This window comes from Sphingomonas sp. G5 (assembly GCF_052660795.1).
In genome coordinates, this window is the sequence record NZ_CP109660.1 from 3419990 (window position 1) to 3432171 (window position 12182).

Annotated in this window: 11 protein-coding genes; 3 read left to right on the forward strand and 8 right to left on the reverse strand. The window is 67.9% G+C overall.

Annotated elements, in window-relative coordinates:
* Positions 1-27 precede the first annotated feature (27 nt).
* The 6 genes from NE358_RS16150 to NE358_RS16175 all read right to left on the reverse strand — a co-directional run bounded on the left by NE358_RS16150 (position 28) and on the right by NE358_RS16175 (position 7437).
* Entirely contained in the window at positions 28-1554 is a 1527-nt protein-coding gene (locus NE358_RS16150; RefSeq protein WP_289940131.1) for an amino acid permease, read from the reverse strand.
* Positions 1555-1645: 91 nt separating this feature from the next.
* The gene (gene corA / locus NE358_RS16155) at positions 1646-2644 is read right to left on the reverse strand and encodes a magnesium/cobalt transporter CorA (RefSeq protein ID WP_103207771.1); all 999 of its coding nucleotides are present in this window, start codon (positions 2642-2644) and stop codon (positions 1646-1648) included.
* Between the two features lie 87 nt (positions 2645-2731).
* Entirely contained in the window at positions 2732-3061 is a 330-nt protein-coding gene (locus NE358_RS16160; RefSeq protein ID WP_289940132.1) for a DUF3140 domain-containing protein, read from the reverse strand.
* 198 nt (positions 3062-3259) lie between these two features.
* Complete coding sequence (locus NE358_RS16165; RefSeq protein ID WP_170210704.1) at positions 3260-4852, reverse strand: RCC1 domain-containing protein; 1593 nt, start codon at positions 4850-4852, stop codon at positions 3260-3262.
* A gap of 397 nt (positions 4853-5249) precedes the next feature.
* On the reverse strand, positions 5250-6158 hold the full coding sequence (locus tag NE358_RS16170) for an EamA family transporter (protein WP_289940133.1): 909 nt from the start codon (positions 6156-6158) through the stop codon (positions 5250-5252).
* A 7-nt stretch (positions 6159-6165) separates the two neighbouring features.
* Positions 6166-7437: a serine hydrolase domain-containing protein gene (locus tag NE358_RS16175; RefSeq protein WP_103207763.1), complete on the reverse strand. Its 1272-nt coding sequence runs from the start codon at positions 7435-7437 to the stop codon at positions 6166-6168.
* Between the two features lie 186 nt (positions 7438-7623).
* On the opposite strand from NE358_RS16175, the gene NE358_RS16180 reads away from it, so the two are divergent.
* Positions 7624-8277, forward strand: coding sequence for a biliverdin-producing heme oxygenase (locus NE358_RS16180; RefSeq protein ID WP_103207760.1), 654 nt, complete (start codon positions 7624-7626; stop codon positions 8275-8277).
* A gap of 22 nt (positions 8278-8299) precedes the next feature.
* On the opposite strand, the gene NE358_RS16185 is transcribed toward NE358_RS16180, so the two are convergent.
* Complete coding sequence (locus NE358_RS16185) at positions 8300-9673, reverse strand: ATP-dependent DNA helicase (RefSeq protein WP_103207758.1); 1374 nt, start codon at positions 9671-9673, stop codon at positions 8300-8302.
* Between the two features lie 9 nt (positions 9674-9682).
* The gene (locus tag NE358_RS16190; protein ID WP_246078312.1) at positions 9683-10150 is read right to left on the reverse strand and encodes a helix-turn-helix domain-containing protein; all 468 of its coding nucleotides are present in this window, start codon (positions 10148-10150) and stop codon (positions 9683-9685) included.
* A 71-nt stretch (positions 10151-10221) separates the two neighbouring features.
* On the opposite strand from NE358_RS16190, the gene NE358_RS16195 reads away from it, so the two are divergent.
* The gene (locus NE358_RS16195; protein WP_289940134.1) at positions 10222-11055 is read left to right on the forward strand and encodes an NAD(P)/FAD-dependent oxidoreductase; all 834 of its coding nucleotides are present in this window, start codon (positions 10222-10224) and stop codon (positions 11053-11055) included.
* Positions 11056-11097: 42 nt separating this feature from the next.
* Positions 11098-12177, forward strand: coding sequence for a hypothetical protein (locus tag NE358_RS16200; RefSeq protein WP_289940135.1), 1080 nt, complete (start codon positions 11098-11100; stop codon positions 12175-12177).
* Positions 12178-12182: the final 5 nt, after the last annotated feature.

Consider the following 12182-nt stretch of genomic DNA (forward strand, 5'->3'; position numbering starts at 1 on the left):
CCCGAACGCCGCGCGGAGCCCGCGGGCTCAGTCCTTCGTGTCGCGCGCCTTCTTCTCGCGCGGCTGCGGGAACGGGCTCGGAACCACCGGCACCGTGCCCGTGTAGCCCTCGCGCTCGGCGGCGAGTTCCGCGATGCGCTTACGGCAGGCGAACCAGCCGATCGTGATGGCGAGGCTCGCCAGCACCGCCACCAGCAGCGTCGCCGGAGAGTCGACGAACACCAGCACGAGGACGACCGCGAGGAAGACGAGCGTGGCGTACCCCGTATAGGGCGCCCAGAACAGCCGGAACTTCGGGCGCACGAGCTCGCCGCGGTCGGCGAGGCGCTTGAACTTCATCTGGCAGAGGATGATCGTCGCCCAGGTGACCAGGATGCCGACAGCCGCGACGTTCAGCACGGTCTCGAACGCGTCGCTGGGGTTGACGTAGTTGATGGCGACGCCGAGCAATGCGACGACCGCGGTGATCGCGATACCGCCGTAGGGGACGCCCGCCTTGTTCATGCGCGCGGCGAACTTCGGCGCCGATCCCGCGACCGCCATCGAGCGCAAAATGCGGCCGGTGGAATACAACCCCGCGTTCAGCGACGACAGCGCAGCGGTGAGCACGACGAGATTCATGATCACGTCGACGCCCGGCACGCCGATCGACCCGAAGAAGGTGACGAACGGGCTCTCGTCCTTCGTGTACGCCGTGTACGGCAGCAGCAGGGCGAGCAACAGCACCGAGCCGACGTAGAAGATCGCGACGCGGAAGATGACCGAGTTGATCGCCCGCGGCATGACCTTCTCGGGGTTCTTCGTCTCGCCGGCGGCGGTGCCGACCAGCTCGATCGAGGCGTACGCGAACACCACGCCCTGCATGAGGATGATCGCGGGCAGGATGCCGTTGGGGAAGAACCCGCCGTTGTCGGCGATCAGCGAGAACCCGGTGGGGGCGCCCGTGGGGGTGCCGAAGACGACGAAGTAGATGCCCACGAGCAGGAACGCCACGAGGGCGGCGACCTTGATGAGAGCGAACCAGAATTCCAGCTCGCCGAACACCTTCACCGACACCAGGTTGACGGCCAGCACGGTGACGAGCGCGGCGAGCGCCCACACCCACTGCGGAACCGCAGCGATCCACGGCACGTACTTGCCGAAGAAGTTCATGTAGAGCGCGGCGGCGGTGATGTCGACCATCGTGGTCGTCGCCCAGTTGATCCAGTAGAACCAGCCCGAGACGAAGGCCGCCTTCTCGCCGAAGAATTCGCGCGCGTACGACACGAACGACCCCGAGGTCGGCCGGTGGAGCACCAGCTCGCCGAGCGCGCGCAGGATGAAGAAGGCGAACACACCGCAGACGGCGTACGAGAGCACGATCGCGGGGCCGGCCTGGGCCAGTCGACCGCCGGCGCCCAGGAACAGGCCCGTTCCGATCGCACCGCCGATCGCGATCATCTGAACCTGACGCGACGTGAGCCGCTTGTGGTACCCGCTGTCCTCGAGCTGAACGGTCGAGGTGGTGCGGGGAGGCTCTGCGGCGTCGCTCGAGCGGGGGGAGGAGTCGGTCACGTTCCCATCGTGCGAATTGCGCAGCGTCTGTCCAGCAAGCGCGCCGCAGTGTCGGCATCCCGGAGCGGATGCCGCGCCCCTGCGGAACGGCTCAGAGCCAGTGCTTGCGCTTGAACGCGAACCACAGACCGACCGAGGTGGCCGCCATGAGCGCGAGGGCCATGGGGTATCCGAAGGTCCAGTCGAGTTCGGGCATGTTCTTGAAGTTCATGCCGTAGATGCCGCCCACGAGCGACGGTGCGAAGAGGATCGCCGCCCAGCCCGAGATCTTCTTGACCTCTTCGTTCTGCTTCAACGAGGTCTCGGTCTGACGCTGCGTCACGAGCGTCGCGTTGACGGTGAGGGCATTGTCGAGGATCGCCCGGAGGGCGTTCAGCTTCTCGCACTGGCGCAGCACGTGGTCGAGCACGTCGCGCAACGATCGCTGGAGCTCGATGTCGACGCCGTACTTGTCGGCGCCGCGGAGCAGCGCCTCGAGCATGTCGCGCAGGGGCTCGGCCGCCCGCTGGAAGTGGATGACCTCTCGAGCGAGTTCGTAGATGCGCTGCGTCAGATCGGCGCCGCCCTCGCCGAAGAGCTGATCCTCGATCTCGTCGACATCGTTCTGCAGGCCGCGGGCGACGGGGTCGTATTGGTCGACGACCTCGTCGAGGATCGCGTAGAGCACCGCCTCGGGCCCCCGCGCGAGCAGGTCGGGGTTCTTCTCGAGCCGCTTGCGCACGGCCGCCAGATCGGGGACCTCCGCGTGCCGCACCGTGACGACGTAGTCGGGGCCGATGAACACGTGCAGCTCGCCGAACTCGACGGTCTCGGTCTCGTCGATGTAGCGCGCGGGGCGCAGCACCGCGAAGAGGTTGCCCCCGTACCGCTCGAGCTTCGCGCGCTGGTGCCCGGCGAGGGCGTCCTCGACGGCGAGGGGGTGCAGCGAGAACTCGGCGGCGACGCGCTCGAGCTCCTCGGGCTCGGGGCGCAGCAGCCCGATCCACGCCATCCCGCCGTGCGCCTCCATGTACTCGAAGGTCTGGTCGAGGCTCGCGGGGTTCTCGATCCGGTGTCCGTCGACGTACACGGCGCTGTCGATGATGGGCATGGTTCCGTTGTACCCCGCCCGGCTATGACGCGAGCCCCGGCGACGCGCGATCCTTACGCGATGTATACGGCCCGTTCCTCGGCCCGCTCATTTCTTGGGGTCGTTGCCCCAGTTCATCAGCGAGTACCGCCAGTCGGTGTCGGTGATGTCGCCCTCCGGCTTCTGCGCGCTGTGCCGCTTGATGTACCCCACGACCTTCCGCATGTGCGCGTAGTCGTCGTCGGTGAGATCCGCCTTCTTCTTCTCGAGGATGCGCACGATGTGGCGCCCGCTCTCGTGCCCGGTCGACTCGCCGCCGTCCTTCTTCTGTCCGACGGATTTGGATTCGTCCGTGTCGAGCCACTTCTTCAGCTCGCTCGCGGTCATGTTGACCGCCTCGTCGAAGTCCTTCTTGGTCTGCTGCTGGTCGTCGCTCATGTCGTCATCCTCACTACCGAGGGGAGGCGGGACCGACCCCTTGCATCCGCCCGGGGGACGTGGCGGTCGCTCACCGAACGGAATCGCTCACGGCTGGGCGCCCGAAGATGGCCCGCCAGACGCCCCACGCACTCTGCGAGAAGTCGCGTGATTCGCACCATTTCCTGTGGCGACCCCCACTTCGCTGTATCGAAACCGTCACTTCGTTTGCGTGCTGACCGGAGACGTCCACCCCAAATAGGAGTACTTGAGTGAATACGTCGTTCCCGAGGGAATAGTGCAGTACGAGCCTCTTCGGGAAGAGCCGCTCGGACAAACCAGGGTTGGATAGACCCATTCGGCGTACTGTTTCGTGGAGTTGCTCGGCGTGGGGTCCTGGCCTGTTCCGCGCTGGTAGTCATCGTCCAACCCCCAGGCCAGGACATTGCTCTTCGCGCTGTCTTGCTGGGTCGTGATGGCAAACACATTGTAGAAGCCGATTGTCACGCTCTGCACGGGGAGGTTCCCGGTCATTTGATTGCGAATGGGGTAGCGCTGGGTTTGTTGTGTGCCGTCTCCCAGCAGGGAGCTCGTGCCCTCATTACTACCCCAACACCACAGCTGTTGGTTGTTCAGAATCGCGCACGCGGTGTGCTGTCCGGCCGCGATCGCGACGGCTGGTGCCGGCAGAGAAAGTTGTTCGAAATATCCTCGACCAGGCGTGACGTCGTCGAACATGCTTCCGGTAATCCATACCCTGCCGGAGTTGTCGACGGCGAGTGAGAAGGCCAGGCCCGCTCGAATATCTGTGAACGGGGGGAGCCACGAGCCGTCCTTGTCCCTGCTGATCCGAGTGGGCCTGTCATAGCCGTTGGTCGCGCCGTCGCCGAGACGACCATCTTTACCGTAACCCCATACCCAGAGGTCACCGTAATTGTCAATCGCCAGCGTGTGGAGATCTCCCGCCGCGACCGACTTGTATGTTCCAGAGACCTTGACGGGGATGTTTTGATCGACTCCCGAGCCGATTCCGAGCTGGCCTCTACCGTTCCGGCCCCACGCGTAAACGTCTCCCGCGGTGGTTACGGCGAACGCGTCGAAGGAGCGCGGGGCAAGGTGACTGAGTGACGAAATCACTACATTCGAAGGCAGGTTGACCTTCGTGGGAGTTTTTTTCAGCGTCAACGTCCCGTCTCCGAGTTGGCCGTAGTCGTTCCGACCCCAGGCGTACACGGTGCCATCCTGAAGGAGCGCAAGCGAGAATTCGTAACCCGCTTCTACCTGGACAGCGGTACCGGGGAGTGTGACCTTCGTCGGGAAGCTGTACTTGACCGTATCTTCGTATGCGCGTTGGCCCGCATTGTTCGAACCCCATGAATAGACCCTCCCATCCTCGGTGAGCCCGAGTGTGTGGGTAAAGCCGGACGATACCTGCTTGTATTTGAGGGCCGTTTGTTGAGCACCTGGGTCCGTATAGGACGTACCGCTGCCACTGTAGACCGTTTCGTAGCCCTGGTTCGGGTATGCGCGACTGAGGGTGTAAGTGACACCAGAGGATACGTTGTTGGACACCGCCCAGGACTGGTTGGTCGCCGACGACCACGAGATGCTGTCCGAGTTGTTCCCCCCGACGACGCTCAGCCCTTCGGGGCTCGAGAGAGTTGCCGAAGACAGAGCGTTCCCTTTTATCGAATTCGCTGCCGTGAAGTACGCGCCCGTCGAACCTCCCGCACCCACGCCGAGGCTGAGCAACGCGAGAACGGACAGCAGCGCCTTCGCCCTACGGAAGGAACGACGTCCAGTGCTTTTCATTGATTCTCTCCGGGTGTGTGACATGTCTCCACTGACTCCCGCCGCGAAAATGTGCGCTGGGGCTCGACAGTGTGGCGAGGCGGTAAGGTGCGACGCTCGATACCCCCACCGGCTCGCTGGGGAGTGCGTCCTCGGGTGAGGCCGTTTGCCCCGTTCAGGTTGCGAGACACTTCCGCACAGCCAGCCTCGGATCCCGCACTCCCGGGGGTACATATAACTCAGAAGGAACGGGACGGAGCGAAACGGTACGGATAGGACTGATTCACCGTATCGCGCCCACCGTAGAGAAGCAAGTCACGCACGACATTGCCCGCGCCAGAGTCGCCCGTCAGTGTCGACGACGAGCCGCCGCCTCCCTCGCCCGGGCCGCGGCGAACAGGAACGCGGTGAATGCGGCTCAGCCGACGGGCTCACTCAGCGGCTCTTCGGCGTCCGGCCCCGGATGCCGTGCCCCGGCGCTGCGACGCGCGGCGGCGAGCACCGCCCCGATGCTGGCCGTGATGACGAGCGCGATCCCGACGAGCTCGAGCCACGAAAGGTGTTGGCCGAGCAGGAGGAACCCGGCGAGAGAAGCGGTGGCGGGCCCGAGGCTCATGAGGATCGCGAACGCCGAGGCCGCGAGTCGGCGGAGCGCGATGAGTTCGAGGGCGTACGGGATCGTCGACGACAGCAGCGCGACCGCGGCACCGAGGGCGAGGATGTCGAGGCGCAGCAGCGCGGATCCTGCCTGGGCGATTCCGAACGGCAGGGCGATGACGGCCCCCACGGCCATGGCGAGCGCGAGGCCGTCGAGCCGCGGGAACTCCCGACCCACCCGCGCCGAGGCGAGGATGTACAGCGCCCAGCTCACCGCGGCACCCAGGGCGAAGAGCACCCCGAGGGGGTCGAGGCGATCCCATCCGCCCGCGCCGAGCGCGACCACGCCGCCGAGCGCGAGACCCGCCCACACCCACCGAGCCGCCCCGGTCGCGGTGAGGATCGACAGCGTGAGCGGCCCCAACACCTCGATGGTCACCGTCACGCCGAGGGGCAGCCGTTCGAGGGCGAGATAGAAGAGCCCGTTCATGGATGCCAGCACGAGGCCGAACCCCACGACGGCGCGCCATGCGGAGCCGGTGTGTCCGCGCAGGCGCGGGCGCGCGATGACCAGCAGCAGCACGGCCGAGAACAGCAGCCGCAGCATGACGATGCCGAGCGGCCCGGTGTGCGGGAACAGCATCACCGCGAACGAGGCGCCGACCTCTTGGCAGGCCAGGCCGACGAGCACGAGCGAGGCGGCCGACCCCTGCCCGCCGCGCGCGGTCATCGCCGGGTCATCCGGCGGGAGCGGCGCAGATGGCCTTGCTGTTGATGTTGTCGCGCATCTGCTCGGCGGTCCACGGCAGCCCCGCCTGGGGTGCGGTCTGTCCCTGGGCGGCGGGGGCCTTCGAGGCGATGGCTGCGAGCTCCCATGCCAGCCACGCACCGGTGGTCTTGTCACCGCCGGAGTTGTTCAGGACGACGGCGACCGACATCCCGGTCGTGGGGTCGGCGAACGCGCCCACCAGGTATCCGGGCATCGATCCGTATTGCCCGATCAGCGAACCGGCCTGGAAGGCACCGCCCGCGGAGGTGAACCACGTGGGCTGATCCCCCCCGACGGGCACGGGGGCGGCGAAACGGTCGTTCCCGGCGGGAAGGAGCGCGCCGGTGGCGAGCGCCTGGGCGTACCGCCCGAGGTCGGTGATGTTCGTCACAGCTCCCGCGGCGGCGCCGCCGTAGCTCGACGACATCTCGGTGTAGTCGCGCGGCTCGGTGCAGTTCCACGCACCCTCGGCGTTCTGCTGTGACCAGTAGCCCTGCAGCGAGGCGTCGGCGGGATCGGCGGGGGCGGAATCGGGGAGCCCGGTCGCATCGAGTCCGAGCGGCTCGGTCACCCGCTCCGCGATGAGCTGCGCAATCGGTTCATTGGCCGCACGCTCGGCGGCGAGACCGGCGATCACGAAATCCGTCGCCGAATCCGCGAAGGCGACACCCGGGGCGTTGGTGCGCGGGCTGGCGATGCCGTAGGTCATCAGCTCGCGCGGGTTCCAGACGCGCTCGGGGTTATTCGCCACCTGGCCGTCGAGCACCGAGGTGTAGGACGCGAGACCGGACGTCCCGTCGCAGAGCTGGCGCAGGGTGATCTTGTCGTACCCGGGGAGGTTGCTGACCCAGGTGGTGACGGGATCGCTCATCGAGAGCGTGCCGTCGGCCGCGAGGCGGTACAGCACATCGCACGTCATCGCGCCGGTCACGTCGCCCGCGCGGAACCCGAGGTCTGCGGTGACCTCTGCGCCGCCGGGACCCTGCGTTCCCAGACCCGATACCCACGTACCGCTCCAGGGCGCCCACACGCCGACGATCGCGCCGGTGGACCCGGTCGCGGTCATGGCCGAGGTGACGGCCTCTTGCAGTTCGGTCACGGTCGCCTCGGGCAGCGGCGCGTCGACCTGGGCCGGGATGTTGATCGACACCGAGCCCTGCGGCGAGCAGCCGCTCAGCGCGACGGCGAGAACGCTCGCTCCCGCGATCGCGATGGCCGCGGAACGACGCCATGCCCGCATGTGAAACCCCCAGCATTTCCGCGCGCGACGAAGCGCCCGCTTCAAAGATTCAAACACATGGCACCTGAACGAAAGCGGCGCTTGCATCCTCGTCACCATCACGTCTGCATCACGGCGGACCGGACGACAGCACTTTCCCGGGAAATGAGGGTTAGGTAAACCTAACTCTGTGCGTATGATGGCGGCATGAACGCCGTCGTCCCGTTCTCGACCGCTCTGCGCGAGCGTTCCAGCGACGCGCACTCGCCCCACGAGTGCGACGGGTTCATGACCGACCTCCTCACCGGAGCCGGCACGCGCGATGACTACATCGCCCTCATCGCCCAGCATTGGTTCATCTACGCCGCGCTCGAAGAGGCGGCGGGTCGCATGCGCAGCGACCCCGTGGCATCCGTGTTCCTCCAGGGGCGCCACTCCCGCCTTCCCGCCCTCGAGGCAGACCTCGCCTTCCTCCTCGGCGACGATTGGCGCGCGCGGATCACCCCGCTGCCGACCACGCAGGCCTACGTCTCGCGCATCCGCCGCGTGGCCGCCACCTGGCCCGGCGGCTTCGTGGCCCACCACTACACGCGCCTGCTCGGCGACCTGTCGGGCGGCCCCTCGATCGGCCGGCTCATGAAACGGCGGTTCGGCTTCGAAACGAACGGCATCGGCTTCCTGCTGTTCGGCGACATCGCCGACCCGAAGGCATTCAAGACCGTGTATCGCGAGCAGCTCGACGCCGCCCCCTGGGACGATCGCGAGAAGGAGCGCGTGATCGCCGAGGTGCTCGTGGCCTACCGTTTCACCACCGAGCTGTTCGCCGACCTCACTCGCGCCAAGGCCCACCAGGTCGCGTGATCCGGGGCGGCACCCGCCCCGCTCAGGCCTGCGCGGCCGCCTGTCGGCTCATCCACGCCTGTTTCATGAACCGGCGCACGTCCTCGTCGACGCGGATGTCGCTCGGCTTGAGCGCGCGCGTGAGGTACAGCCCGTCGAGCGAGGTCAAGCGGCTGAGCGCGACGTAGGTCTGCCCGGGGGCGAAGGCTCCCGCGCCCAGGTCGACGACCGCACGATCGTAGGTCTTGCCCTGCGACTTGTGGATGGTCACGGCCCACGCCAGCCGCAGGGGGAACTGCGTGAACTCGGCGACGATCTCGCGCGAGAGGTTCTTCGTCCCCGGATCGTAGGCGTAACGGTACCTCTCCCAGACGGCCGGTTCGACGTCGTGCTGGATGCCGTCGACCTCGACGCGCACGCTGTCACCGGCGATGCGGGTCACGGTGCCGATCGTGCCGTTGACCCAGCGCGGAGCCTCGCCGAACTGCGCCGCGTCGTTGCGAAGGAACATCACCTGCGCGCCGACCTTGAGCGTGAGTTCCATCTCGGCGGGGTAGTTGGCCTCGCCGCGACCGAAGTCGCCCGAGATCTCGGCGTTGGCCGTCTGCGTGCGGCCGATCAACTCGTCGAGGTGCTTGCGGTTGATGGTGTTGACGCGGTCGTTGCGGGTGGCGAGCGTGATGATCGGGTGCTCCCCGTCGGCAGGATGCGGGGGCGTTCGCGCACCGGCGGCGTTCAGGATGCCGGCCATCTCGGCCGTCACGCGCCCGTACCGCACGGCGTTGAGCAGCTGCTTGAACCCCGGGTCGGACTGCCGATGGATCTCGACGAGCTCGTTGACGTGCAGGTCGGCGCCGTGCCGCCCGATGTCGATGAGACCGTCACTGGCCGCCTCCCCCGACCACACCTTCGCGTCGAAGAACCAGAACGAGCGGTAGTGGTCGCGGATGTACCGCATCTCATCGCCCCGCGGCGGTACCGGAGCGAGCTGGTACGGGTCGCCGAACATCACGATCTGCGTGCCGCCGAACGCCTCTGCCCGCCGGCCGCGGGCTTGTCGGAGCGAGCGGTCGATGGCATCCATGAGATCCGCGTTCACCATCGAGATCTCGTCGATGACGAGCGTGTCGATGGCGTTGAGGAGCTTTCGCGTGGCGTCGTTCTGGTCGATGTCGCCGCTCGCGATGAGCCCGATCGGCAGCCGGAACAGCGAGTGGATCGTCTGCCCCTCGACGTTGAGCGCCGCGACCCCCGTGGGAGCGCACACGGCGATCTGCTTCTTCGTGTTCCACGCCAGGTGCTGCAACAGCGTCGACTTCCCCGTGCCGGCGCGGCCGGTGACGAAGACGTGCTCCCGGGTGTCCTCGATCAGCCGGAACAGCGCCTGCTGCTCGGCGGAAAGGGGCGGCGTGGTCACCGGCCCATGCTAGTTCGCACACGTCGTCTCGGGTGGCGAGCTGGGGACAGGACCGCCCGTCGGCTCGGTGTGGACGAGCAGCCAACGAGCCTCTCCCGACAGCACGTCGGCGACATGGCTGCGAAAGCGCGGGCACTCGGTGATGTCGTGCGAACGGCAGCGCAGGGCGTGCTCGGTCATGGCACGGGCCTGGGCGATGTCGGCCGCCCGACGGTCGAGCTCGGCGACGTGCGCCTCGAGCACCCGGTGGCGGTCGGGGGCTCCATCGTCGAGCAGCACGCGGATCTGATCGAGCGAGAGCCCCGCCGCCTTGTTGCGCAGGATGACCGCGATCCGCACGTTGTCGCCCTCGTCATAGCGGCGGCGGCCCGCCGCATCCCGAGCCGGGCGGAGCAGCCCCTCGTCCTCCCAGTGCCGCAGCACGTGCGTCTCGAGCCCGAACCGCACCGCGGCCTCGCCGATCGACTCGCCGTTCACCCTCGCACTTGACTTCATGTCGACATGAAGTCACAGGATGGACCAGAACGCAAACGACGAAGGAGCTCACCGTGTACGACGCGATCATCATCGGCGGCGGACCCGCCGGCCTGCAGGCCGCCCTCACCCTCGGGCGCATGCACCGCCGCACACTGCTGCTCGACTCGGGCGACTACCGCAACGGCACCGTCCGTCACGCGCACAACCTGCTGACCAACGACGGCCGCGATCCCGCCGAGCTCCGCCGCATCGGCCGTGACGAGGTCGCCGCCTACCCCGACGTCGAGATCCGGGATGCCGCCGCCTCCGCCGTCGTGAGAGATGACGCCGCCCTGACCGTCAGTGTCGGCGCCGAGCGTCTCCGCGCCCACGCCGTGATCCTCGCCACCGGCGTCGTCGACCAGCTCCCCGCCATTCCCGGTCTCGACGAGCAGTGGGGCGACCGCGTCGCGAGCTGCCCGTTCTGCCACGGTCACGAGTTCGCCGGCCGCCCCGTCGCCATCGTCAACGGCAGCGATCATGCCGCAGCGCTGGGGCGGATGCTCGCGCCCGTGGCATCCGAGGTCCATCTCGTCGATCCCGCGTCGGTGGTCCGCGTCGACGGGACCGCCGACGGGCTGGCCCTGGCGCGCACCGACGACTCGGTGCTCGAGGTGGCCGGGGCCTTCGTCGCTCCCACCTGGCGTTCGCGCGCCGGCTTCCTCGGTGGGCTCGGCGTGGAGCTGCAGGAGTCAGGGGCCGTGCGCACCGATCCGTTCGGTCGGACGAGCGTCGAGAACGTCTACGCCGTGGGCGATCTGGCGCACCCCGATCATCTGCCGGGGCCGATGTTCTCGCTCGCCGCGGCCCTCGCGAGCGGGCAGCTCGCCGCGGTGGCCGTGGTGCAGTCGCTCGTCATGGACTGACGCGCGCGGCGCCTCCACAGGAGGTTTTCCTACACTGGGGACGTGGACACCGCAGGCGGGGGCCCCGCGACGCCCGAGGGCGTTCGCGGCGCGCGCGCACGCCCGGGACGCGTCGTCGCCGGGATCACTCTCGTCGGAGTGCTGCTGATCGCGGCCCTCGGGGCGGGAGCGGCCTCGCTCTACCGTGAGTTCTACAGCCCCCGCGCGTTCGTTCAGCACTACCTCGAGCTGCTCCAGGACCGCCGCACGGCCGAGGCGCTCGCGATTCCCGGCGTAGCCGTCGATTCCGCCGAGCTGCAGTCCGCCGGTCTCCCGGCCACCGCCTCCGAGGCCCTGCTGCGGCCCGACGCCCTCGCCGCCTTGACGGACGCCGAGATCACCGGCGAAAGCACGAACGGCGATCAGACGCAGATCACGGTCGGCTACACCGCCGGCGGCTACCACGGCGAGACCACCTTCTCGATCCAGCACGACACGAACGAGGGCCTCCTCCCCCGCTGGCGGTTCGCCCGCAGCCCCCTGTCGGTGATGAAGCTCATGGTCGACGGATCGATGCGGTTCGCCGTCAACGGGTTCGAGGTCGACAAACGTCAGGTCTCGGTCGACGGCGCCGACGTCGATCCCACGGCTGCGGTCCCCCTGCTGGTGTTCTCGCCCGGGCTGTACTCGGTCGACGTCGACACGGCGATCTCGGCGACCCCCGGCGTCGCCGTACTGGCCGACGCGCCGCTCGCCGGCATCCCGGTCGATGTGCAGGCCCAGCCGACCGACGAGTTCATCTCGGTCGTCCAGTCACGCGTCGAGGACTTCCTGACCGCCTGCGCCCAGCAGAAGGTGTTGCAGCCCACCGGCTGCCCCTTCGGCTTCACCGTGCGCAATCGCATCGACGACGCCCCCACCTGGTCGATCGTCGAGCAGCCGGTGGTCACCGTCGTTCCCGACGGCGCCGGGTGGCGCATCCCCTCGGCCAAGGCCGTGGCCCATATCGTCGTCGACGTCCGCTCGATCTTCGACGGAAGCGTGCGCACCGTCGAAGAGGACATCGCCTTTCGGGTCGACGGTGAGATCACGGTGCTCCCCGACGGCACCGCGTCGATCCTCGTCGGCGGCTCGTCCGACTGAGCCCC

What these genes read in the sequence shown, in the direction of transcription:
- NE358_RS16165 (WP_170210704.1), bottom strand. Translation starts at nt 4,852, where the DNA reads ATGAAAAGCACTGGACGTCGTTCCTTCCGTAGGGCGAAGGCGCTGCTG.
- corA (WP_103207771.1), bottom strand. Translation starts at nt 2,644, where the DNA reads ATGCCCATCATCGACAGCGCCGTGTACGTCGACGGACACCGGATCGAG.
- NE358_RS16175 (WP_103207763.1), bottom strand. Translation starts at nt 7,437, where the DNA reads ATGCGGGCATGGCGTCGTTCCGCGGCCATCGCGATCGCGGGAGCGAGC.
- NE358_RS16180 (WP_103207760.1), top strand. Translation starts at nt 7,624, where the DNA reads ATGAACGCCGTCGTCCCGTTCTCGACCGCTCTGCGCGAGCGTTCCAGC.
- NE358_RS16160 (WP_289940132.1), bottom strand. Translation starts at nt 3,061, where the DNA reads ATGAGCGACGACCAGCAGCAGACCAAGAAGGACTTCGACGAGGCGGTC.
- NE358_RS16170 (WP_289940133.1), bottom strand. Translation starts at nt 6,158, where the DNA reads ATGACCGCGCGCGGCGGGCAGGGGTCGGCCGCCTCGCTCGTGCTCGTC.